The organism is Shinella sp. BE166 (genome assembly GCF_051201095.1).
GTDB classification, from domain to species: Bacteria; Pseudomonadota; Alphaproteobacteria; order Rhizobiales; family Rhizobiaceae; genus Shinella; species Shinella lacus.
In genome coordinates this window covers 1-20,467 of sequence record NZ_JBPEHL010000018.1, presented here as the reverse complement: position 1 = coordinate 20,467, position 20,467 = coordinate 1, and the positions used below count along the sequence as shown (strand labels likewise).

Sequence of the window (20,467 nt, the reverse complement as noted above, 5' to 3'; positions counted from 1 at the left end):
CCGGGATAGCAACCAGAAGCAGTTTCAGCAAATCCGCGTGAAGCCGAAATCATTCATCGGCAAGCGCGAGCGTGACCTCTTTCCGGACCTTTTTCGCCGCCCGCTTCTTCGCGGGAGAGCTTTTGAATATGGTCAAGATCTTCTCGATAGATTGGTCTGCCCCGGCCTTTCGTAGAGCGCTTGCGTCCAACGCCGATTTAAAGTCCGGAGCTGGACTTGTGCAGGACGGGTCGCTGTTCTGGCCGGGGCGCGGGGTCTCATTGGCACCCTCGGGCAGTTCATGAAATTGCTCGGGTTGCAATTGACTCGGCGGCTTCCTGAGAACCGCCGAGCTATTCGCAGCAAATTTTGCTCCGGGTATCGATATGATCTGCGAAGCGCTGACAGGAGACGGCCCAGCCTCTGGTACTTCGAACTCGAAATTGCCAACGCCTTCAACCGACGTTTCCTTTGATGGCGCTCGCATCTGCAGCCATGCGCGCTTCGTAAGCTCCTTATCAGCATAATAGAAATTCCGTACGCCCAATATCGGCTGCTGATTTCGGAGCTTGATGATGCATCGTGTCTCGTTCATCGAACCCAATTCATCGGGGCGCATCAGGGGCCGCATCGCAGTCTTGTGGGACATCGTGGCACCCTTGCGATCGAACAGAGTCACGCCGGTCGAAACGGCCTTATCGACCGTAACTTCCTTCCGCTCGCCGAGCAGCTGGGACACGTAGCGCTGATCCTCCGGGTCTTGCGCGCCGAGGAAGATCTGAGCGCGCGCCGAATTGACGAGGGCCTGCCGTCCCTCGCGGGTATAGACGTTGTCGATCGACCGCAGGGACTGGACGAAGAACCAGCAGGGAATGCCATAGCCACCGAGAACGGTAGCAACAGTGAGGGCATTTTCCAGCTTGCCCAGGTTTTGGAATTCATCGAGCAGGACCAGCACGCGCCGCTCGCCGCGCTTCATCATGTTGCGCGACATGTAGTCCATGAACTGGACCATGAGCACATTAAAGATCGGCCCGATCGAGGCGATCTGCTGGATGCGGAAATCCAGATAGAGGCTCATATTCTCGCGGCGCATCGCGCGGATGTCGAAGGTCGACCGCGCCGTCGCGCGCAGGATGCGATTGTTCTTGAACGGCCGCACCGCTGCGGCCAGCGACCCGTAGATACCATCGAACTGCTTGCTGGCCATGACGGCGAAGCGGGCGAGGGTGGTATAGGTGAAGGAACTGATCCAAGTTTCGCGAAGCTCCGGATTGGCGACTTCCTCAAGCCATTCGCGGAGTGGCTGATCGCCACCCTCCACGACATTGAGGACCGTGCCGAGATTCTTGTCCTTGTCGAGAATATCGGGGTTTTCCAATACCCAGGACGTGACGCCGGCGAACAGCGCACGGGCGTCGGAGATCCAATAGGCATCGCCCTTGGGCGTCGGCAACAGCGCCATCGCGATCGAGTTGATGTCGATATCGCGTTGATCAGGATCGATGGCGACGAAGTCGAGCGGATTATAGCATTCGGTATCGCCATTCTCGTCGGCTGGCGAGAAACGCAGGACGCGGGAGAATTTCGAGCGGAAGCCGGCCGTCGCCTCATAGGTCTCGCCGCGCATGTCGAGCACGACGATGCTGTCCGGCCATAGCAGGCAATTCGGCACGATGAGCGACGCGCCCTTGCCTGACCGGGGCGGGCCGATGACGAAGCCGCCTACGTCGTCGCCGTCGATCCAGAGCTTCTTGCCGCCGAACAGCATCGGTTTCAAGAACCGTCGCCGGCCAGAGCCGCGCTGGGTGAAGCCGCCCGGCACCTTGATCAGGCTGCCGCCGATCCGGCCGACGAACACACCGCCGGTGCGCGTCAGGCCGAGGGCGCGGGCTTCCAGCGGGCCGAGGAACCGGGCATCCGTCGATTTCTTCTTGCCGGTCATCGCGGTGACGAGCATGGCGCCGCCGGCGAGGAGGCCTGCCGCCGTCGCTATCGCCGGCCGATGCCAGTCGCCGGCGGCGATATCGAGCCGCGCGGCCCGATAGGACGCCAGCATATCGTCCTGCAGCGCCTGGAACATCCATGTCGAATCGTCGAAGGCATAGCAGAGGCCGGCATAGGCGAGCGAGGCAACGAACGCCGCCGCCGCTGCGGCGATGATCAGCCCGAACAGCAGGATCGCTGGGTTCATAACGTGTCCGCCTTGGTGAAGACGATTTCCGAGACGACGCGGCGACCGTCCGTTAGTCGCTCGAGCTGAACGACAATGGGAATGACTTCTTTCAGGTAGTCGATGATCTCCTGCTTTCTTAGCGTGACGCCGCTCTGTAGCACCATCAGCGCCAGGCGGTCGTATGCATCTCGCGCGCTGTTTGCGTGGACCGTCGTGAGGGAACCGGGATGACCTGTATTGATCGCCTGCAGGAAGGAGAATGCCTCTTCACCCCGAAGCTCTCCCAACATTACGCGGTCCGGACGCATGCGCAACGAAGCTTCCAGCAACTCCTGCGGCGTGACTTTGGCGCGCCCCTGATCGCCCTTTGACGCAATCAGGGCAACCGTGTTCGGGGTGATCGGCCTGAGCTCTCGTGTATCTTCTATCGTCACGATGCGTTCCTCCTCCGGCACTTCTTTCAGCAGTGCATTGAGGAATGTGGATTTGCCCGTTGAGGTGCCACCGGACACCGCGATCGAAACGCGCGAGCGCACGGCCGTCCGAAGAAACTGCAGGACGTCGACATCCCCCTTCATCATGGCAGCAAGCTGTTCCTCTGCTGCTGAGAGCGTGAGTTGCCGACCGACCTTAGTGTCATCGAAGGCACCACGGCTCTTATAGATATCCAGGCCGATATCGTGGATCACCTGCTTGCGGATCGAGATCGCGCCTCCATCGGGCGCGGCCGGCGGCAGCACGCACTGGAAGCGTTCGCCTGTCGGCAGGGACGCAGACAACATGGGCCGTTCATCGTTTACGACCTGATTGGTGGAGCCGGCGACGCGTTCGCTCAGCGTCCGTATCCATTCGGCAGAGAACTGCGTGTCGACGACACGCTCCATGCCAGCGACGCCAAGGCGTTCGACGAACAGTTCGCCGGGGCGGTTCACCGAGATTTCCGAGACGCGCTCATCCGAAAGAAACGGCTTCAGCCGCTCCAGTGCTTTGTCGAGGAACGGAAACTGCTTCATTTGTAGACCGGCGCGACTGGATAGTAGGGCGTCGGATCGACGTTGCGCCGGATTTGTCCACCGCGCTTCAGCCGCATCATCTCCTGCCGGACCGGATCAGCGTAGAAGGCGGAGAAATCGAGATCGCGTCGCAGATAGACGATGATCGACTCGCCCTGGGCGACATAGATCGTCGGCGGGATTTTCGAACTTTCCTTGAACGCCTCGTTGGCGATGTCCTGCAGGATGGCCGATGATTTCTCGGCGGCAATCGAACGGGCTTCGGCGGCGGTGCGGCTCGGCTCGGTGGTGATCGTCGTCACCACGCCGGTGATCGGATCGACGGTCGAGATCGAGCGGGCGCTTTCCGTGGCGGTGTCGCCGAGCGCCGAGACATATTCCGCCGCGCCGCCTATCACCGACAGCATGATCGCGGAACCGAAGCGCTCCCAGAAATGCGTGTCGATCTCGCCGGTCAGCCCGGCGCGGCCGAGACGGTCGGCGCCGGGCGAGGCGATCTCGGCGGAAATGCCGTCGGAGCGAATGACACGCGACCAGACGACGAAGATGCGCTTCTGCCCCCGCGCCGGGCCGGACTTGTATTCCCCTATCAGGCGGGAGCCCTTCGGAATGAGGATGCGAGCGCCATCGAGCGAACGGACGTCCTCGCGCACGACGGCGCGCACATGCCCGGCAGGTCCGTGTTGATCGCTGTCTCCAGGAACCCTCGAATCATCGTGCCCTGGGCGACGAGCGCGTCGGTCCGGTCGAAGCGTGTTGCCTTGACGATGCCGGCGGTCTGCTTTTCCGACTGGGCGAGGAAAGCCTTGTTGGCATCGCTCTCGGCGCCGGGGACGGCGACGAGCTGGCCGTCATCGGCGATCGTTACCGACGGGTCGCCGGCCGCCAGGCTTTCGCGGCCGGAGCCGTCGACGATGATCTGTTCAGAGCGCAGCCGTTCCCAGCGAGCCTTCTCCTCGTCCTCCCGGCGCTTTGCCTCCAGCGCAGCAAGCCGTGCATCCTCTTCGGCACGCCGGCGGGCCTCCTCCGCCCGAAGCCGCTCCTCTTCGGCGCGCCGACGCTCTTCCTCGATCTGGCGCAGCTTTTCCAGGTCATCGCCGGGGTTGACGGTGACGTCGACCGCGGCGGAGTCCACCGGCTTCTTTTCCTCGACCGGGATTTGCACGAGGTTCGGATCGGCCGCCTGTTTAACCGGCTCGTCAGGGAATTCGCGGATGCTGGTGTTGGATGTCTCGAAGGTCTCGCCGGTGCCTTCGGTGAGGTTGGAGGTTTGCGGGCCGGCCGGCCAGTTGACATAGGCGAGCACGCCAGCCCCGACGAGAAGCAGCACGGGGAGGGCGAGCTTTCCGAGACGGCCGTTGCGGTCGCTGGCGACGCTGCTTTGCCCGTCCAGATGCTCGAAATCGACTTTGCTCATCGCTGGCGCTCCTCTTTGCTGCCGAGGCGCTTCGGCCCGTAGGCGTCCTCGATGAGATCGAAGGACTGGCGATTGGCCTGCCGGTTATAAAGGCACAGCCACTTGTCGCCGGCGCGCAGCGTGAACTGCGCCGCGATCTTGTCGACCACCACGTATTTGCCCTGGGTGCGCAGGTTGACGAGCGATTCCTGGCGCTTGCCTTCGACGACGAAAATGGCCGGTATTTCGTCGGGAAACTCCAGATACATATGGGTGCCGTCATCGAAGGCGACGCGCGGCTTCAGGCTTGTGTCGCCCTTGAACACATAGTCGTAGTTCAGCCGGCTTGGATCGAGATCCTTGAGCAGCGGATCTTTGGCGCTCTCCTGCGCGGCGGCCAGCAGCCGAGCGTTGACGTCCTCATCGGGATATTTGAACCGCACCTGGAACGCAGCGCGCAGGTCGGCCGCGGCCGATCCCTTCAGCAACAGGGCATAGACGCGCTGGTTGGTGACAATGTTGACGTTGGTCTCGGCATTCTCGCGCAGTGGCTTTACGAACAGGATGCCGGAGCCCTTTTTGGGAACAATCGACCAACTGGCCGTGTCGCCGGCCGAGATCGTTTCGATCACTTCCGAGCTGCCGAGCTGGATCATCGTCGAGACGCCAAGCCCGGCGGGCACGGTGACGACGGCATTGTTGTTGAAGGTGATGTAACGGATGCGCGGATCGGCGGCAGTCACGGGATTCGAAATGGCCAGCAGCGAGATGGTGGCGAGGGTAAGAAGAGATTTCCGCATCAGCGCGCCGCCTTGTCAGCCGGTAGAACTTCGGGCAGCGATTCCTGGTCACGCCTGTATTCGACGACCTGGAAGCCGAGCGGATTGTCGAAGCGATATTCGTTTTTGAGCGGCGCCGTCGTATAGCGGAAGCGGACCACCGAGACCCAGTGCTCACGGCGGAGCGTGTTGTCGCGCCGCGTTTCCGTCGAGAAGCGGACTGTCGCGGTCGAGGCGTTGAGAAACGACACCGACTTGATGGTGACGGCGATGCGGGTATCGCGACCGAGCAGCTTGTCCTTCGACTGCGGGTTCGACGGCTCGAACTCATGCCGCAGGTCCGCCGCCGCCTGGCCCGTCGAATAGAGCTGGGCGAGATCGTAATTGTCCTTCAGCGCCCGTGGATCGTAGGTTTCGCGCGCCCGGATGTAGCGCACGATATTGGCGGTCTTGATCGCATCGTTTTCCGAAAGCTTGCTTTCGTTCAGGGACCGGGCAACCTCGACGAAGCCGGTGGTCTTGTCGGCGATCACCACCACGGCCTCGAACTGCTTCAGCGGGATGAGGAGATTAAGCGCCGATAAACTGAGCAATGTGGAAATGCCTGAGACAGTCGCGATGGTCCAGGCGATTTTCCGGGAGCGGCGCTCTTTGCGATACAGCTCCGCCTCCCAGGAGGCGCCGGCCTTCCAATAGGCGGAAAGGTCGATGGGCGGAATTTCGGGTGCGTTCGCTGTCGGCTCTGCGTTGCTCATTTTACATATCCAATGACCGCCGCTTCGGCGGGATAAACTATAGTTTACTGATCAAGCCAAGCACGCGCGCCTGCCGGCTAAGTCACCGTGCAGCGGGCATTGGATGGCATGGATTGTTGACGCCGATCAGCTCCGTTGTGCAGCCGTCAGGAGACTAGCTGCACCACATCATCAGTGTTTTTTTGGAGGCTGTGTTGGAGAAAAAGAAGGACCGGTCGTCCTTCACCTCTATCCGGACAGTGTCACGGTCGCCGTCGGCTTCGTCGGAGCCAGTCTCGATCCATAGCACATCGAGCACATAGGAATCGTTGTCCTGCTTGACCGACAGAACCTTTCCGGCGGTCTTATTCGCGCCGATTCCCTTATCCTCGATATAGATGAATGCGGCAGCTGCGGCTTCGCAACCACCATCGACAGGAGCATAAGAGCCGGTCAAAACTGGCAGGATCGAGCTTTGCGCTTGCGAGAACGCCGTGTTGGGCAGGAGAAGACCGATCGCAAGCGCTATCGAGGCTGTTCCCTTCATCAGAAACCTCCTCGCTCAGAAACCGAACATTGCGCCGATGCTATGCGCATAACCCGCCAGCGTGTTGTAGAGTTCGATGAAATACTCAGCGATCGGTTTGAAGAAGATCACCACAGCCATAAAAACGAGAAAGCCGAAACCGCTGCCTTTGCTGGACTCGGCGCGAGCGTGGTCAGCTGCTTCCTCGTTGATCTGAGCCTGCTGGTGGAGGGCCGCTTGATAGCGGTGGGGATCATTCCAAGGGTGCTGCATGCAAGCCTCCATTTTGTAAATTATAGTTTATCGCGCAATTCAGACTGCGGCCAGCCTAAAGTTGCCCGTTCTTTTCTGTTTCCCGCTGAATAGCCCTTGCGCGCGCAGCCTGGACATCGGCGGACGTTCGACGACGACCGAGCCCGGCCCTCAAGATTTGTGCTCGGCCGGTAAATTGGTAGCCGGCCCGGCGGAACGATTCACGACCTCCTTGGAAGGGAACGTCCCCTTGGCCGGGTGCAGTGCCACCAGTGATCGCACTTGCGAAAGCCGGAATGAACCGGAACACGACGATCCCGAGCAGGCAGACGATGACGAACGGCGCGACATAGGAGAGCTTGCTTTCCGTCGCGGTGTTGTTGGCCGTGTTGATGGCCAGTTCGATGAGCTGATAGAGGAAGGCGAGGAAGGCCATCATCAAGGTCTGCGTCACCATCAGGTTGACCATCAGCAACAGCCAGCCGTCGGTGAAGCGGAAGGTCCAGCGATAGAGCGCCAGGATGATGAACACCGGCGCCAGCGCCAGCGTGATGAACAGCATCAGCTTGGCGGCCAGGATCGCGGCCGCCGCGACGGCGATGAAGATCATCGCGACGACAAAGACGATCGCACCGATGAGAGCGCCGACATATTCGAAGGTGCCGGTCGCCACCTGCTCATAAATCTTGCCTGCGGTCTCGAAGACGGCATCGAGGATCTTCACGACGCCCGTTGTGTCGCCCGTCCCGCCATCGAGCGCACCACCGGAACCAGCGATCGACTCGATGATCGTGTCGGAGATGAGGTTTGGCACCTCTTGGACGAGCTTGTAAAGCGTGGCGGAAAATGCCCCCCAGTTCGTCGCCATATAATAGATGAAGAAGGCGCGGCCGAGCCGCCAGGCCGCTTCCGGCACGGAGAAGCCGTCGCGACCGGCGAGGATCATGTAACCCCACCAGAGGACATAGAGGGTGAGCATCGACCCGAACAGGACGTTCACCTGTAGCGCGAGACCGTCATAGGCGTTCTTGATGAACGTCTCCCCGATGGCGTCGAGCTTGGAAAAAATGTCCGAGATGATCGTGGTCGCTGCCATCCGTTTATTCCTTCAGGACGGGCGCGAAGACGTCATTGACCGGCATCGCCGGGCCGCACAGGTCTTCGGCCTCTGCATATCCCGAGATCGGCGGGCAGGGGGCTTTTTTCTCACCCTTGGTCTGGCAACCGGCGAGCAGCGCGAGACCGGAGAGCATGATGGCAACGGGCAATCGCATGCGGCCTCACTTGAACGGGTTGACGTCTTTGTATTGCAGCATCTTGGCGGTCTCCGACTGCTGGGTCAGCCGCATCTGCATCTCGGTGTTCAGCGCCGAGACCGCGCCGTTGGAGACGCCGATCAACTCGTTGATGGTGCGCGCCGTCTCCAGCTGCATACGGGTATTGGCATCGACCGAGCCCTTGACGTCTTCGGCCGAGCCGATCTGGCCGGTGGCCGACTGAAGCGATTGCTCGCGCTGCGACACGCCCTTGGTCGCCTGCTGCGTCAGCGCCGAGAGGAGCGCCACTGTATTGACCGCGCCGGAAAAGGCATTGTTCATCGCGCCGGCATCCTCGCCTTCGACGATCGCCTTGACCTGTTTCACCAGTTGCAGGCCGTTGATCAGCGTCGCCGCGATATTCTGCGCATCGGAGCCGAGCCCGCCGAAGGACAGCGTGCCGCCGTTCATGATCGACGAGAAGGACGGTGCGGCCGAGACCGACATGTTGCCTCCAAGGCCGGTCGTGGAAATCCCCATCGAGCCGTCACGGCTGCCGGAGAGCGCGCCGAGGATCTCCTTGGTCTTTTCGAGGATGTTGGTGTTGGTCTTCATGATCTCGCCAGTGTTTTCCGCATTCTTCTTGGCGATGGCGAGATTGGTGTTGTCGATCACCGGAATGTCGGCGAGCGCCGGCGTCGAGAAGGCAAAGGCGGCGGAGACGATGAGCAGCTTGTTCATGGGAACCCCCTTAATCGGCCGCGTTGGCGGCGTTCTGGATGGATAGAAGATTGTTGCCGACCGAGCGGTCTGTGCCGCCGGACGAGAGAATTTCGGTATCGGCGTCGGCGGCCGCGACCACGGCGCAACGCGGCCAGTCCTCGCGCGGCACCTTCATCTCTTCGAGGATGACCGGGTCGCAGCTGTAGGGATTGACCTTGCTGTCGGATTTCAGGGTCTTGGCCGTCTCGGACGTCTTCGACAGGTTCATCTGCATACGCGCCTGCAGCAGCTCGTTGAAGAGATTGCGGGCGGTGATGAGGTTGTTCAGCAGCTCGGCATTGACGGCCCGCGCCTGCGTATTGTCGTCCCAAGCATCCTGGTAGATTTCCGAGGCGCCGACCGAGGCGGACAGAGCATCGATGCGGCGGCCCGCTTCCTGGACGCGCGCCGTGCTGGCATCGATCCCTGAAATGGCACGGTCGACAGTGCCGGCCGCGGCGCTGTTGGAGCTGCGGGTCGCTCCGGAGCCGTAATCGACATAGGATTTATAAGACGGCGAGGAGATGTCCTCGATGTTCGAGCCGCCAGCATAGGCGTTGAACCACGTATGGTTCCGGCCGACCTTGCCGGCCCAGTTCTTTTGCTCGGCGGCCGTCGAGCCGTTGTACCAGGAGGCGAGGCAGGCATAGTCGGTGCTGCCGCATTTGTTGACGCCCATGCCGAGGTATTTGACGCCGCCCTCGATGTTCTCCTCATTGATGTCGCGGTCGAAGCCCATGCCCTTGCCGGTCCGCTTGGTCAGCTGCATCACGCCCTTCACGCCGGTCGGCGAGCCAGAGCAAGTCGAGATGCCAGATTCCGCATGCGCGACCGACAATGCCAGCCCGACCGGCACATCGTACTTTTCCGCATAATGCTTGATCAGCTCGACGTTCTTCGCGTCCTCTTTCACGGCGTGCGCCGGCGAGCGATAGAGACGGCGGTTCTTTTCCTTCTGAGAGATATTGCAGTTCGTCACCGACTGCTCTTCGAGCTGGTCGGTCTGCGTCTCGGTGTCCTGCTTGGAATGCCCTTCATCCTCGGCGCGCTTTTCCTTGACGTCATCGTCGATGACCGGAATGTCAGCGAAGACAGCTGGCGCAGGCGCTCCGGCGAGTGTCATTGCGGACAGCAGAATAATGATCGCCTTACGCATCGGGTGCCTCCGGAATGGTCCAGCCACAAAAATGCGGGAGCCAGGCGGCCGGCTCGTCGCCATAGGTCTCGCGCAGCGTCTGGCACTCGCGCACCGTCTCTGGCCGCCCGGACAGGACCTTCACCAGGTCAGGCATCGCCGACAGGTCGAGCCGTGCGATCACCGAGTCCTGGGCGTGCTTGATGAGGAAGGTGCGGCTCGTCTTGTCCGCTTGTTTCACGAAGCGGAATTCCTTTTCCGAGAGGCCGAACGCCTTGCGGTAGCTCTCCTCGTCCGCGGATGCGTTCGGGAAGAAGATGTTGGTCATCGTCTGTTCGATGATCGTATTGCGCAGGTCGGAGCGCACGACGTCGGCGGCCGACTGCGTGCCGAAGCCGACGATGCCGTTCATCTTGCGGATGGTTTTGAGCCAGTCCTTGATGAAGCCCGAGAACACGTCGTCATCGAGCAGGCGCCAGCCCTCATCGAGGAAGATCATCGAGGGGCGGCCGTCGAGGATTTCCTGAATACGATGGAACATGTAAAGCAGTGCCGCCGAGCGCGTGCGCTTGTCGGACAGGATCTCCGTCATGTCGAAGCCGATCACCGAGCCGGCAAAATCAAGCTTGTCGGTCGGGTTATTGAACAGCCAGCCCTTGTCGCCTGTGGTCCATTCCTTCAGCCGGTCGGCGAGATCGCCAATGCCGGATCGCATCCGGCCGCGCAGCGCTTCCGCCAGCATGTCGAGACGCCGTTGCGGCCTCTCGAAATCGGTGTAGATGCTGTCGACCGCATCGGAGATGACCGCCATCTCCTCGGCATTCAGCACTCGGTCCGAGGGTGTGACGAGATAGGAGACCAGCGTCTTGCCAAAACTCCGGTTGGCCGGCGTGTCTTCGAGTTGCAATGGCGCAAAGCCGGTCGGCTCGCCCGGTGACAGCCGTTCATAGCGTCCGCCCATAGCGCGCACGAAGATCTCGCCGCCGCGATCCTTATCGATGAAGACGCAGCGCGGCCGCGGCTCGACACGCATGCCCTGGGCGAGCAGGAAGGACAGCGCCACCGTCTTGCCGGAGCCGGTCGGGCCGATGACGGTGAAGTTGCCGACATCCGCCTCATGGAAATTGAAGAAAAAGGCAGTCTGGCTGGTGGTTTCCAAGAGCGAGATCGGAAGCCCCCAATGGATCTTGTGCGTCTGCCCGGATGGGAAATTGTGTGCGGAGAACAGCCCGGCGAAGTTGACCGACGAAATCAGCCCTTGCCGGGCGATATAGGGAAAGTTGGTCGGCAGCTGCGCCCACCACGCCGCTTCCTGATTAAGGTCTTCGCGGACGGCAACCACGCCCATGCGCGCCAGTTCGGCCGTGACGTCTGCGACCGCCCGGTTGAGGCGCGACAGGTCGCGCTCAAGCACGGCGACCGTCATGTGATGCTTGCCGAACACCACCTCGCCCGAGGCCAGCCGGTCGCGCGCCGTCTCGATATCGTCCTCGACCGCCGTGCCGCCATCGTCGGAATTGGAAATTTGCCGGCTGATGGTGGCGATCGCCTCCGTGACCGTCGTCCGGTCCTCCGGGGCGAAGGAATGGGTGACGATGAACTCGTAGGGCAGGCGCAGCAGCCCATCGAGCTGGCCGGGCGTCGTCATCGGCGGATATTCCTTGATCGACACCATGGCGGCGACCTTGGAGGTCGCGCCATCCGCCGACCAGATTTCCGTGGCCTTGCGACCAAACATGATCCGGCCGGTCCCGACATAATCGGCGAGCGACATGCGGGGCAGGGGCATCGTCCGCTCGTCGCCGGCGGCGAGGATCTTGGCGAAGAACTCGGCCGGCTCGGAATAGAGGCCACCATCGCGGGTGACGCAGGAAAGGATTTCCGGGCGGTAGGAGCGGAAATCGCCGACAATGCCCGAGACCATGTCCTTCAGGTCGCGCAGCGCCTCGCCGCGGGCTTCGACCTCGTTGTCGGCCATGCGGAAGACATCGAACATCCGGTCGACCTTGCCGGCGCGGCCAGTCATCGGCCGGCGGATGACCGTCAGGTATAGTTCGTTGACGAACATCGTCCGGTGCTGCAGCCCATCCATGTAGCGGGCGTTCAGCTCATCTGCGAAGGGATTGTCGAATTCACCGTCAATTGCCGGCTTGATCTGCCGGCGGATGATCGTGGCATAGAGCGCAAAGCGTGACGATCCGAGGGAGCGGACCGTCATGTTGCGGTTGGCGAGGCGAGCATTGATCTCCGCCTGATCCATCGTTTGATAGGGCAGGCCAGAGAGACGGATGACCTGTAGCAGCAGGCCGGACTTGGTGACGATCGTCTCCTCGTCGACATGGCGCAGATAGGGGACGTGCGTGCCGATCCCCAGGTCGCGAGCGCGTTCCCGGCCGAACTTCAGGTCGTGATTGACGATGTTCATGGGGCGTAGCTCCCCGCTTTCCAGAAGCGCCGGTTGCGGATCGCCCGCCGCATCGACAGGAACACCTGCGCCACGCGGACGATGTGGATGTCCCGCTGGCACAGGTACAGGGCGATGAAATGGACGGGCAGGACGATCAGCGGCGCCAGGAAATTCGACGACGCGATGAAGACGACGATCCCGAAAATGCCGTTCACCACGAACACGATGATGTCGACCCCGAAATACATCGGCGGCTTGGTCAGCGGCTGGATGAGAGGTTCGACATCGGGAGCGTCGTCACGCATGTCAGACACCCCCGGCCGCCTTCATGGCGTCGACCAGTTCGGCGGCGCCGAAGATGATCGCGATGCCGATGACGATGGAGATCGCGCCCTGCCAGGCCATGCGTCCGGTCAGGAACAGGAAGCCGAGGAAGCAGACGGCGATGATCGCGAGCGACCGGGCGACGCTGCCCTGCAGGACGCCGGTGAACCATTCGAGGATGCCTTCGACCGGCGCGGCCGATTGCGCATAGGCCAATTCCGGGACCAGCGCGATGGAAGTCGCAAGGACCGCCAGCGACAGGAGAGCCTTGCCGGGGAGGCGCGGCGTCATCGTGGAAATGCTCATTCGAAAGTCCTTCTGATCTTGGGAGGTTGAGGTTGGAGGGAACCAGCGCTAGTCGGCGGTCCAGACGTGTTGGTCGCGCCAGGGGGAGGGCGCGAGCGCAACCGTCTCCGTGCGGGCGTCGTTATTCCCGCGGCGCTTTTCCTCGGCCGCCGACGCCTTGGCGTTCAACGTCCAGCGGTTCATCACCTTGACGATGTACTGGGCTGTCTCGTTGAACTCAGGGATGCCGCCCTTCTGGTAGACGCGCTCCGGTCCGGCGTTGTAGGCGGCCAGCATCAGCAGGGGATCGTCGAACTCGCCGTAGAGCTTCTTGAGGTAGCGAACGCCGGCGCGGATGTTCGATTCCGGATCGCAGCGGTCGGTCACGCCATAGTCGGAGGCGGTCTCGGGCATCAGCTGCATGATGCCGATGGCGCCGGCATCGGAGACCTGGTGCCTGCCGCCGGCGCTCTCGACATCAACCACCGCGAGCGCCAGATCGGGGTCCAGTTCTTCCTCGGTGGCGATGGTCCGAACCAGTTCCATTACGCGCTCGCTATCGACAGATTCGCACGCTTGCGCGGTCATAGCCGACGTCGAGAGGAGGAGAAAAATCAGGGTGGTTTTCAAATCGTTTATCCGGGTTGTCGCATCGAGTAATAAACTATAGTTAATTCCTATGGGATTCCCCTGTCAATTCGGAAATGGCATGGCTGCTATGCGACAACAACTCAAAGTAATCGGGTTCGCCCTCATATCCCTGGCGGGAGACGCCACCGCAGTCACCATGGCGCAGGGCGAAAATCCCTACGGCGAGCCGCCTCCGGGATACCTCCGCCAATTTGTGGAGCAGGGGGCGAAGGCATTCGTGCTGGAGCGTTTCGACGCCGAGGGAAACCTGGTGGCCAGGTCGGTTGAGAAGCTGAATGAGAGCGTCGAGATCGACGGCCCGGTCGAGCGAAGTATCGCGGGGCAAAGAATCAGTTTGCGTGGGCTGACCGCCTGCCCAACCGAAAACGTCGTTTATAATCGCGTACAGACATGGCGTTGCACCGACGCGGCGCGCGACTACGCCGAGACGGTCTATAACAGGCGTGCCAAGGTCATTCTCTGCAAGACCCTGGTGCTGACCCCGGCTGAAAACGAGGCGATCCCTGCGTCATGCTTCGTCCTCGTTGGTGGCGACGGGGAGCCCTTCAAGACGGTCAATGACGACGACAGCATGGTGTTTCTCGGACTGGCGTCCATTGGACGAACACAGGATGGGCGCAGCCGTAGGCCTGACCTCGAAGCGTCGCAATCTCTCTCACGATCGATGGGGTTCCAGAATGCGGACTGAGTTTTCGATGGCCATCGCCATGCTGGTCGCGTTCGCAGCCGTTGCGCAGGACAAGACCATCTCATTTCCGTCTAACGTAAGCTTTGAGACGGGCGATACCTGGGCTTACGAAGGCCGGAAATACAGGGTTTTCGGGGTTCAGTCATGTCTGCGCGGCACGACTTTTCGTTCCTCTGATGGTGACGAGGTCGACTGCGGGATGCGTTCGATCGCATCGATAGCAGCGCTGTTCTCGACGGGTTCGATCGGTTGTCAGCCTGTCGGCAACGCCAAGGATGGCGCCACGTTCGTCGTCTGCGCAGCCGAGATCGATGAGATGACGGTCGATGTCGGAACGGCGCTCATATCGTCGGGCGGGGCATTTGCGGCCGTGTTCCCTTCTGGCGCGCCGGTATCGGCATCCTACGCGATCGCGGAGAAAGCCGCCAAAGACAGCCGCGCCGGCCTATGGGCGGGGCGCTTCGTTCATCCCGTCTCCCTGCTTCTGGGCGAGCAATGACCAGACCTCCGAAAGATCGATGTGAAGGCATTCCGTAATCATGGCGACTTCCCGCAGGGTCATGAGCTGCCATGCGCCTTCCTGCAGAAGCTCCAATCGCTCTTCAGCAATGCCGGTCAGTTCGGCAAATTCATGAGGTTTGGTGTCGCGGCGCCTTAATTCGTCTGCGAGGAATTGCACAAGCTCTACAGCACTTTCACTGGCCATTTGCGGTCATCCTTTCCGGTCACCGGCACGACGGTTTCGCGTCGTTGTGGTGCGGGTTTGCTTTGCCTGCATGCGCGCTCGCCAGTGCGAAGTCGGGCAAGGCGATGTCGGAACGGACGGGTGTGATTCCCCCGGCCGAATGTCTCGCTCAACCTTTCCACGAGTGAAAAGCGGCGTTTTCGCGGCAGCCGCTGATTATGTTTGTCCGGCGAGTAAATTATAATTAACTTGGTGACTCGCCTTGTGGGCGAATGAGCCAGGGAGGTTTCATGCCGTAGACAAAATAAAACCCGCCTCGGAGAGACGGGTTCAGTGACACACGGAGATGTGCGCAAAAGTCTTATAGCCAATGATTTTTTCGCACATTGATGAGGCCGCTGCAAGTTAATTCTTGCCACGAATACGTGCGTCCTGCGTCCTGGATTTCTCTCCGCTGACCACAACGAGGAGAGAAAATGCTTGTTGCATCACCAGCGGCCTACGGGCCGAACCTATTGTCGCGCCTACTCGCCGCGCGCACCCTCCAGCAGATTGACGACTGCGCGAAATCCGCCTGGATACTGAATGGGGAGGGGCTCGTAGACGACCGCGAGATGGCATATCTAGCCCCGGTCATCGAGCATCAGCGGCGCGCGATCCGCGCGCAACCTTGGCGTCTGGGCGATCCGATTGGTCATCTAAGACCGACGACGGCCAAGCCGGTTCACCGACGCCCGTCAATTCCCGCAGACAGGCGAGCTGCATCCTGGGTGCGCCGCCGCTCGCTCGCCAAAAACTGCATCATCCCGACTTGCATCGCCGGAAGGTTGACAATCAGCAAGCTTGCCGTGCTTTCGGTCATTGCCCGAGCGGTGATGGACCGTGGAAGATCGAATATGTCTCTCCCTGAGATCGCCGCACGCGCTGGCGTCGGATGCACAACAGCGCGGTATGCCATTCGGGATGCCTTGCGAATGGGGCTGATCAGCGTGTCCGAGAACCGGATCAACGGATTTTGGAGCCGCCCCAACACGATCAGGATCGTCTGTGGTCGTTGGCTTCGATGGCTGAAGGAGCATGCAGGGTTTTCGCCACGGAGAAAATCGGACGACGGAATTGCTGTCGATTGCGTCGGCACCCCCCTCAGAAATCTGATCCCCACGATTGAAATTATTTCATTCTCGCTGCGAGGCGCGGTTCATCATCGATGGGGAGCGCGTGCAAATGTGCCTTACTGGCGCGGGGATACATGCCTTGATAGGGGAGTGAGGGCTTTGGAATAGCATTGCGCTGGTTTCACGGAACCTCTGGTCATCGAACTTCCGGCTAGTGGAAGTGGAGCACCGCTCGCAATACATGATGCTGAAGCCCACCTTGCCGAAGCCGTCCGCGATGATCATTCCGTTCCGTCATGTCGAGACTCCATTCGAGTTCAGCTGGGAAGAATGGTCCTCGGTGTAGTGCTCGTTGAGGCGAAACGCCGGCTTGATCAGTTCCAGCCCGTCGGCTTTACGATCGGATGGAATGTCGGAGCCACCGGCGGCCAGCACATCTTCCATGCCCATATGCATGTGGTGTGTCGCTACGAAAGAGACGCCAAGGCTGGTCTCGGCATCCGCGACTTTCTGCGATCCTAGAAGGCGCGACCGTCAGGCGCAGCACTTTGAGCCGCCCGTTGCCGGCGCGCAGCAAGAGTTCGTTGCGGTCGCCTGCTCCGCCAGCCATCGGTCGCGCGGCTTGCAGCTCGACGGCCGCGCCGCCAGCGCCACCTCTAACCTGCCGTCTGCCAAGCGCGGCGACGATGCGCAATAGAGCGCCATCGGCCGCTTCCCATCGCTGACCTCAAAGGTGAGCTTGGCCGCCGGATCGAGCCGAACGTGATCAGAAACCTTGCGGATGATCGCGGAGAACTTTCCTGCAGGCATGTGGCTCCTGCCGTCCTCGTAGATATCCCAGAGCTGGACGAACATCTCCGACCAGGCTTCCGGATTGGCACCGCAGTCGAGCGCCGAGAATGCACCCGCCTTGACCTCGGTGACATGATAGCCTGCCTTCACCGGCTGACCATCGTAGAGAAACACCAGCGACGCCTCGGGCGCAGCCGCAAGGCCGTCAAGAAGCTGGCCAAGCGTGATATCGGACGAAACAGCCTTGTCGATCGCATTCATGTGCGATACTCCTATTGTTCAATGATTCAAGGATTATTGAAATATGAATGAGTGTCAAGCCCTCACATCATTCGCGGCCCTGTCGCAGGAAACCCGCCTCGCCATCGTCCGCACGCTGGTCGTCGCCGGACCGGATGGGTTGGCCGCCGGGCTGATCGCCGAGCGCATGGGCGTCTCGCCCTCAAATGTGTCGTTCCATCTGAAAGAGCTGGAGCGATCGGGCCTTATCGCGCAGCGGCGAGAATCTCGCTCGATCGTCTATAGCGCCAGCTACGATGCGCTGGCCGATCTCGTAAAATTCCTGATGGAGGACTGCTGCGCTGGCCATCCGATGGTCCGAGAGGGTGTCGAGCGATCCGATGGCTGCTGCAAGACGGATGTTGCCCGGAGCGAGGGCGACGTCATTGCGTGATCGGAAGGTACCTGTCGGCATTGTTGCCGCACTCGGCCTGACCCAGATCATCGGCTACGGCACCCTCTACTACAGCTTCAGCATCCTGGCGCCTGGCATGGCCGCGGATCTCGGCATCACCGTCGCGCAGGTTTTTGCGGTCTTCTCCGCCTCGCTCTTCGTTGGCGGCCTGTCAGCGCCCTATATCGGCCGGCAGATGGATCGCATCGGCGCCGCGACGGTCATGGCGATCGGCTCGGCATTGTCCGCACTGACCTTGATCTTGTGCGCCTGGTCGCCATCGGTGGCAGTCTTCGCGCTGGCCATCGTCCTGTTGGAGATATCGTCCGGCATGGTCCAGTACCAAGCCGCTTTCGCGGCACTGGTCGAGGCCGATCCCCGGTCAGCGTCACGCAGCATCACTTATCTCACCCTGATCGCGGGATTTGCCTCGACGATCTTCTGGCCGATTGCCACGGCGCTGCTCGGCTATCTCTCGTGGCGGGAAATCTACCTCGTCTATGCCGTGCTCAATCTTGCTGTCTGTATGCCGTTCCATGTCTGGATCATGCGGAAGGGAAAGGTAGCGGCAGCCGGCGGGCAAAGACCTATGCGCGAGCCTGTCGTCGGAGCTGTTCCGCGCGAGCGTCGGCGCGGTACGGTGGTCGTCGTGTCGGCTGCATTCGCGCTGCTGAGCTTCACCCTTGGCGCGATGCTGGCGCATATGGTGCCGATGCTCGGGTCGCTTGGCTTCGGAAGTGCCGCCGTCGGCATCGGCTCCCTGTTCGGTCCGGCGCAGGTTCTTAGCCGCCTGATCAACATGATCTTTGGAACGCGCCTCGCGCCGCCGGGCCTCGCGGTTCTCTCCGCAGTCTTCATGGTGCTGAGCGTCGTTATTCTGGCGCTGTCCGGCAACTGGCTCCCCGGCGCGGTCGCCTTCTCGATCTGCCTCGGCCTCGGATCGGGCATCAACAGCATCGCGCAGGGAAGCTTACCGCTCTACCTGTTCGGCTCGGATGGCTATGGTGCGCTCACCGGCAAGATGGCCGCCTCGCGGCTGGCTGCCGGCGCAGCAGCGCCGTTTGCCTTCGCGGCGACGATGGAGCAGTTCGGCATAGGCGCATCGCTCGTCCTGAGCGCCGCGCTTGGCTCGATCGGTATTGCGGCGTTTGTCGCGGTAGCGATGGCGACGAAGCGGAGCCTCGTCACCTCGCCAAGCCCGTCAAATTGACCGCAGCGATACCCGCTTCTCAAGCTCGGCCGCCTGTTCCTTGCGCTCGCTGTAGCGGTCGGTGAGATAGGCCGAAGCATCGCGCGTGAGAATGGTGAACTTCACCAGCTCCTCACAGACATCCACCACCCGGTCGTAGTAGGACGAGGGCTTCATCCGGCCATCGGCGTCGAACTCCTGATAGGCTTTGGCGACCGAGGATTGGTTCGGGATGGTGACCATCCGCATCCAGCGGCCGAGAATGCGCATCTGGTTCACGGCATTGAAGGACTGGCTGCCGCCCGAGACCTCCATGACGGCGAGGGTTTTGCCCTGCGTCGGCCGGACCGATCCGACCGAGAGTGGAATCCAGTCGATCTGGGACTTCATGATGCCGGTCATCGCGCCATGGCGTTCCGGGCTCACCCAGACCTGCCCTTCCGACCATTGCGAAAGATCGCGCAATTCGTGCACCTTCGGGTGGCTCGCCGGCGCTTCGTCAGGGAGCGGCAGGCCCTTCGGGTCAAAGATACGAACCTCGCATCCAAGGCGTTCGAGCAGCCGGCGGACCTCGAATGCGAGCAGGCGGCTATACGACACCTCACGCAGCGAGCCGTAGAGGATCAGGATGCGCGGCTTATGCGTTGAGAACGCCGGACGCAGGGCATCGAGATCTGTCGAATATAGGTGATCGCCCTGCAGTGCTGGGAAAGTGTCAGGCAATGCGCTTTCCTTCCTGGTCGAGGATCTGTTCACCGTCCTCCTTGAAGAACGGTCCCCTGAAGGTGTCGGGCAGGATGTCGAGCACCGCCTCGGACGGACGGGCGAGCCGGGTGCCGAGCGGTGTCACGACGAAGGGGCGATTGATCAGGATCGGCGTTGCGATCATCGCGTCGAGCAACTGCTCGTCAGTCAGGTCTGGGTTGTCCAGACCGAGTTCGGCATAAGGCGTGCCTTTCTCGCGAATAGCTTCCCGAACGTTCAAGCCAGCGTCCGCGATCATCGTCGCAAGCTGCTCGCGCGTCGGCGGCTGCTGCAAATACTCGATGACAACAGGTTCGATGCCGGCAGCGCGGATCAGCGCCAGCGTGTTGCGGGACGTCCCGCAGGCGGGGTTGTGATAGATGGTCGCGTCCATGGTCAGTGCTTTTCGGTGGCGGTGGTTCTGGAAACAGCGGGGGCGGCCTCGTACCAATCTTTCGAGCGGTTCACGATCCACACGACCGAGAGCATGACCGGAACCTCGATGAGAACGCCAACGACGGTGGCGAGTGCTGCGCCGGACTGGAAGCCGAACAGGCTGATGGCTGCGGCAACTGCAAGCTCGAAGAAATTGCTGGCGCCGATCAGGGCTGACGGGCCGGCAATGCAATGCCGCTCACCGGTCATCCGGTTGAGTAGATAAGCCAGCCCGGAGTTCAGATAGACTTGGATCAGGATCGGCACGGCGAGCAAGCCGATGACGGCTGGCTGGGCGATGATCTGTTCACCCTGAAAGGCGAAGAGCAGAACCAGCGTCGCAAGTAGCGCCACCAGTGAGATCGGCTGCAACCTTGCCAGCACGCCATCCAGTGCCCGCGTCGTTCCGCTAACCGTGAGGCGGCGGCGGATGACCTGTGCGATGATGACGGGCACGACGATATAGAGGGC

Annotated in this window: 28 protein-coding genes; 6 read left to right on the top strand and 22 right to left on the bottom strand. The window is 61.4% G+C overall.

The annotated features are described in order from the left end of the window. Window positions 1-49: 49 nt before the first annotated feature. The 16 genes from J2Y63_RS29450 to J2Y63_RS29375 form a co-directional block, all read right to left on the bottom strand. The gene (locus J2Y63_RS29450; protein WP_435269009.1) at window positions 50-2,062 is read right to left on the bottom strand and encodes a type IV secretory system conjugative DNA transfer family protein; all 2,013 of its coding nucleotides are present in this window, start codon (window positions 2,060-2,062) and stop codon (window positions 50-52) included. A 107-nt stretch (window positions 2,063-2,169) separates the two neighbouring features. Then, complete coding sequence (gene virB11, locus J2Y63_RS29445) at window positions 2,170-3,168, bottom strand: P-type DNA transfer ATPase VirB11 (RefSeq protein WP_306124199.1); 999 nt, start codon at window positions 3,166-3,168, stop codon at window positions 2,170-2,172. Further along, window positions 3,165-3,821, bottom strand: coding sequence for a TrbI/VirB10 family protein (locus tag J2Y63_RS29440; RefSeq protein WP_435269008.1), 657 nt, complete (start codon window positions 3,819-3,821; stop codon window positions 3,165-3,167). Before J2Y63_RS29440 ends, virB11 begins: the two co-directional genes overlap by 4 nt. After that, window positions 3,758-4,585: a hypothetical protein gene (locus J2Y63_RS29435; protein WP_435269007.1), complete on the bottom strand. Its 828-nt coding sequence runs from the start codon at window positions 4,583-4,585 to the stop codon at window positions 3,758-3,760. The genes J2Y63_RS29440 and J2Y63_RS29435 overlap by 64 nt, the downstream gene beginning before the upstream one ends. Continuing rightward, complete coding sequence (locus J2Y63_RS29430) at window positions 4,582-5,364, bottom strand: TrbG/VirB9 family P-type conjugative transfer protein (RefSeq protein ID WP_306041687.1); 783 nt, start codon at window positions 5,362-5,364, stop codon at window positions 4,582-4,584. The genes J2Y63_RS29435 and J2Y63_RS29430 overlap by 4 nt, the downstream gene beginning before the upstream one ends. Beyond that, window positions 5,364-6,098, bottom strand: a complete 735-nt coding sequence (locus tag J2Y63_RS29425) for a virB8 family protein (RefSeq protein WP_306041684.1) — start codon at window positions 6,096-6,098, stop codon at window positions 5,364-5,366. The genes J2Y63_RS29430 and J2Y63_RS29425 overlap by 1 nt, the downstream gene beginning before the upstream one ends. A 154-nt stretch (window positions 6,099-6,252) precedes the next feature. Then, complete coding sequence (locus tag J2Y63_RS29420; protein WP_306041682.1) at window positions 6,253-6,624, bottom strand: hypothetical protein; 372 nt, start codon at window positions 6,622-6,624, stop codon at window positions 6,253-6,255. A gap of 15 nt (window positions 6,625-6,639) precedes the next feature. Then, a complete protein-coding gene (locus J2Y63_RS29415; protein ID WP_306041680.1) occupies window positions 6,640-6,876 on the bottom strand; it encodes a hypothetical protein in 237 nt (78 codons plus the stop codon). A gap of 55 nt (window positions 6,877-6,931) precedes the next feature. Beyond that, a complete protein-coding gene (locus J2Y63_RS29410) occupies window positions 6,932-7,951 on the bottom strand; it encodes a type IV secretion system protein (protein WP_306041678.1) in 1,020 nt (339 codons plus the stop codon). A 4-nt stretch (window positions 7,952-7,955) separates the two neighbouring features. Then, window positions 7,956-8,129, bottom strand: coding sequence for a hypothetical protein (locus J2Y63_RS29405; RefSeq protein WP_306041676.1), 174 nt, complete (start codon window positions 8,127-8,129; stop codon window positions 7,956-7,958). A 6-nt stretch (window positions 8,130-8,135) separates the two neighbouring features. After that, window positions 8,136-8,852: a type IV secretion system protein gene (locus J2Y63_RS29400; RefSeq protein ID WP_306041674.1), complete on the bottom strand. Its 717-nt coding sequence runs from the start codon at window positions 8,850-8,852 to the stop codon at window positions 8,136-8,138. A gap of 10 nt (window positions 8,853-8,862) precedes the next feature. Further along, window positions 8,863-10,029 carry a transglycosylase SLT domain-containing protein gene (locus tag J2Y63_RS29395; RefSeq protein ID WP_306041672.1) on the bottom strand — a complete coding sequence of 389 codons (1,167 nt, stop codon included), beginning with the start codon at window positions 10,027-10,029 and terminating at the stop codon, window positions 8,863-8,865. Further along, a complete protein-coding gene (locus J2Y63_RS29390) occupies window positions 10,022-12,433 on the bottom strand; it encodes a VirB4 family type IV secretion/conjugal transfer ATPase (RefSeq protein WP_306041670.1) in 2,412 nt (803 codons plus the stop codon). Before J2Y63_RS29390 ends, J2Y63_RS29395 begins: the two co-directional genes overlap by 8 nt. After that, a complete protein-coding gene (locus J2Y63_RS29385; RefSeq protein WP_306041668.1) occupies window positions 12,430-12,720 on the bottom strand; it encodes a type IV secretion system protein VirB3 in 291 nt (96 codons plus the stop codon). The genes J2Y63_RS29390 and J2Y63_RS29385 overlap by 4 nt, the downstream gene beginning before the upstream one ends. A gap of 1 nt (window position 12,721) precedes the next feature. Continuing rightward, window positions 12,722-13,045: a TrbC/VirB2 family protein gene (locus tag J2Y63_RS29380; protein ID WP_306041666.1), complete on the bottom strand. Its 324-nt coding sequence runs from the start codon at window positions 13,043-13,045 to the stop codon at window positions 12,722-12,724. Window positions 13,046-13,093: 48 nt separating this feature from the next. Further along, a complete protein-coding gene (locus J2Y63_RS29375) occupies window positions 13,094-13,654 on the bottom strand; it encodes a lytic transglycosylase domain-containing protein (RefSeq protein ID WP_306041664.1) in 561 nt (186 codons plus the stop codon). Between the two features lie 79 nt (window positions 13,655-13,733). Between J2Y63_RS29375 and J2Y63_RS29370 the strand changes: the two genes are divergently transcribed. Further along, window positions 13,734-14,363 (top strand): hypothetical protein, encoded by a 630-nt coding sequence (locus tag J2Y63_RS29370; RefSeq protein WP_306041662.1) that lies wholly within the window; start codon window positions 13,734-13,736, stop codon window positions 14,361-14,363. 7 nt (window positions 14,364-14,370) lie between these two features. Further along, window positions 14,371-14,862, top strand: coding sequence for a thermonuclease family protein (locus J2Y63_RS29365; RefSeq protein WP_306041660.1), 492 nt, complete (start codon window positions 14,371-14,373; stop codon window positions 14,860-14,862). Here J2Y63_RS29365 and J2Y63_RS29360 read toward each other — a convergent pair. Then, window positions 14,809-15,069, bottom strand: coding sequence for a hypothetical protein (locus J2Y63_RS29360; RefSeq protein WP_156334159.1), 261 nt, complete (start codon window positions 15,067-15,069; stop codon window positions 14,809-14,811). The two genes, J2Y63_RS29365 and J2Y63_RS29360, sit on opposite strands and share 54 nt — an antisense overlap. A 455-nt stretch (window positions 15,070-15,524) precedes the next feature. Between J2Y63_RS29360 and J2Y63_RS29355 the strand changes: the two genes are divergently transcribed. Then, window positions 15,525-16,331, top strand: a complete 807-nt coding sequence (locus J2Y63_RS29355) for a hypothetical protein (protein ID WP_156334158.1) — start codon at window positions 15,525-15,527, stop codon at window positions 16,329-16,331. Window positions 16,332-16,457: 126 nt separating this feature from the next. Here the strand turns inward: J2Y63_RS29355 and J2Y63_RS29350 are convergent, their stop codons facing one another. Next, on the bottom strand, window positions 16,458-16,607 hold the full coding sequence (locus J2Y63_RS29350) for a hypothetical protein (RefSeq protein ID WP_226923758.1): 150 nt from the start codon (window positions 16,605-16,607) through the stop codon (window positions 16,458-16,460). Between J2Y63_RS29350 and J2Y63_RS29345 the strand changes: the two genes are divergently transcribed. After that, window positions 16,563-16,685, top strand: coding sequence for a hypothetical protein (locus tag J2Y63_RS29345; RefSeq protein WP_226923756.1), 123 nt, complete (start codon window positions 16,563-16,565; stop codon window positions 16,683-16,685). The genes J2Y63_RS29350 and J2Y63_RS29345 overlap by 45 nt on opposite strands. A gap of 12 nt (window positions 16,686-16,697) precedes the next feature. On the opposite strand, the gene J2Y63_RS29340 is transcribed toward J2Y63_RS29345, so the two are convergent. Then, window positions 16,698-17,216: a DUF6428 family protein gene (locus J2Y63_RS29340; RefSeq protein WP_050746477.1), complete on the bottom strand. Its 519-nt coding sequence runs from the start codon at window positions 17,214-17,216 to the stop codon at window positions 16,698-16,700. A 43-nt stretch (window positions 17,217-17,259) separates the two neighbouring features. Between J2Y63_RS29340 and J2Y63_RS29335 the strand changes: the two genes are divergently transcribed. Together J2Y63_RS29335 and arsK are read left to right on the top strand one after the other, a co-directional pair. Continuing rightward, entirely contained in the window at window positions 17,260-17,628 is a 369-nt protein-coding gene (locus J2Y63_RS29335) for an ArsR/SmtB family transcription factor (RefSeq protein ID WP_050746476.1), read from the top strand. Further along, the gene (gene arsK, locus J2Y63_RS29330; protein WP_435269014.1) at window positions 17,594-18,838 is read left to right on the top strand and encodes an arsenite efflux MFS transporter ArsK; all 1,245 of its coding nucleotides are present in this window, start codon (window positions 17,594-17,596) and stop codon (window positions 18,836-18,838) included. The genes J2Y63_RS29335 and arsK overlap by 35 nt, the downstream gene beginning before the upstream one ends. On the opposite strand, the gene arsH is transcribed toward arsK, so the two are convergent. The 3 genes from arsH to J2Y63_RS29315 all read right to left on the bottom strand — a co-directional run. Further along, window positions 18,830-19,540, bottom strand: coding sequence for an arsenical resistance protein ArsH (arsH, locus tag J2Y63_RS29325; RefSeq protein ID WP_306041654.1), 711 nt, complete (start codon window positions 19,538-19,540; stop codon window positions 18,830-18,832). The genes arsK and arsH overlap by 9 nt on opposite strands. Continuing rightward, the gene (arsC, locus tag J2Y63_RS29320) at window positions 19,533-19,955 is read right to left on the bottom strand and encodes an arsenate reductase (glutaredoxin) (RefSeq protein WP_306040861.1); all 423 of its coding nucleotides are present in this window, start codon (window positions 19,953-19,955) and stop codon (window positions 19,533-19,535) included. Before arsC ends, arsH begins: the two co-directional genes overlap by 8 nt. 2 nt (window positions 19,956-19,957) lie before the next feature. Continuing rightward, the coding region (locus tag J2Y63_RS29315) for an arsenic resistance protein (protein WP_435269006.1) at window positions 19,958-20,467 on the bottom strand (510 nt) is incomplete at its 5' end.

Bases quoted from the DNA above. Each gene is read 5' to 3' on its own strand.
- J2Y63_RS29450 (WP_435269009.1), bottom strand. From the start codon at position 2,062: ATGTTCCAGGCGCTGCAGGACGATATGCTGGCGTCCTATCGGGCCGCG.
- virB11 (WP_306124199.1), bottom strand. From the start codon at position 3,168: ATGAAGCAGTTTCCGTTCCTCGACAAAGCACTGGAGCGGCTGAAGCCG.
- J2Y63_RS29435 (WP_435269007.1), bottom strand. From the start codon at position 4,585: ATGAGCAAAGTCGATTTCGAGCATCTGGACGGGCAAAGCAGCGTCGCC.
- J2Y63_RS29430 (WP_306041687.1), bottom strand. From the start codon at position 5,364: ATGCGGAAATCTCTTCTTACCCTCGCCACCATCTCGCTGCTGGCCATT.
- J2Y63_RS29425 (WP_306041684.1), bottom strand. From the start codon at position 6,098: ATGAGCAACGCAGAGCCGACAGCGAACGCACCCGAAATTCCGCCCATC.
- J2Y63_RS29420 (WP_306041682.1), bottom strand. From the start codon at position 6,624: ATGAAGGGAACAGCCTCGATAGCGCTTGCGATCGGTCTTCTCCTGCCC.
- J2Y63_RS29415 (WP_306041680.1), bottom strand. From the start codon at position 6,876: ATGCAGCACCCTTGGAATGATCCCCACCGCTATCAAGCGGCCCTCCAC.
- J2Y63_RS29410 (WP_306041678.1), bottom strand. From the start codon at position 7,951: ATGGCAGCGACCACGATCATCTCGGACATTTTTTCCAAGCTCGACGCC.
- J2Y63_RS29405 (WP_306041676.1), bottom strand. From the start codon at position 8,129: ATGCGATTGCCCGTTGCCATCATGCTCTCCGGTCTCGCGCTGCTCGCC.
- J2Y63_RS29400 (WP_306041674.1), bottom strand. From the start codon at position 8,852: ATGAACAAGCTGCTCATCGTCTCCGCCGCCTTTGCCTTCTCGACGCCG.
- J2Y63_RS29395 (WP_306041672.1), bottom strand. From the start codon at position 10,029: ATGCGTAAGGCGATCATTATTCTGCTGTCCGCAATGACACTCGCCGGA.
- J2Y63_RS29390 (WP_306041670.1), bottom strand. From the start codon at position 12,433: ATGAACATCGTCAATCACGACCTGAAGTTCGGCCGGGAACGCGCTCGC.
- J2Y63_RS29385 (WP_306041668.1), bottom strand. From the start codon at position 12,720: ATGCGTGACGACGCTCCCGATGTCGAACCTCTCATCCAGCCGCTGACC.
- J2Y63_RS29380 (WP_306041666.1), bottom strand. From the start codon at position 13,045: ATGAGCATTTCCACGATGACGCCGCGCCTCCCCGGCAAGGCTCTCCTG.
- J2Y63_RS29370 (WP_306041662.1), top strand. From the start codon at position 13,734: ATGGCTGCTATGCGACAACAACTCAAAGTAATCGGGTTCGCCCTCATA.
- J2Y63_RS29365 (WP_306041660.1), top strand. From the start codon at position 14,371: ATGGCCATCGCCATGCTGGTCGCGTTCGCAGCCGTTGCGCAGGACAAG.
- J2Y63_RS29360 (WP_156334159.1), bottom strand. From the start codon at position 15,069: ATGGCCAGTGAAAGTGCTGTAGAGCTTGTGCAATTCCTCGCAGACGAA.
- J2Y63_RS29355 (WP_156334158.1), top strand. From the start codon at position 15,525: ATGCTTGTTGCATCACCAGCGGCCTACGGGCCGAACCTATTGTCGCGC.
- J2Y63_RS29350 (WP_226923758.1), bottom strand. From the start codon at position 16,607: ATGGAAGATGTGCTGGCCGCCGGTGGCTCCGACATTCCATCCGATCGT.
- J2Y63_RS29340 (WP_050746477.1), bottom strand. From the start codon at position 17,216: ATGAATGCGATCGACAAGGCTGTTTCGTCCGATATCACGCTTGGCCAG.
- J2Y63_RS29335 (WP_050746476.1), top strand. From the start codon at position 17,260: ATGAATGAGTGTCAAGCCCTCACATCATTCGCGGCCCTGTCGCAGGAA.
- arsK (WP_435269014.1), top strand. From the start codon at position 17,594: ATGTTGCCCGGAGCGAGGGCGACGTCATTGCGTGATCGGAAGGTACCT.
- arsC (WP_306040861.1), bottom strand. From the start codon at position 19,955: ATGGACGCGACCATCTATCACAACCCCGCCTGCGGGACGTCCCGCAAC.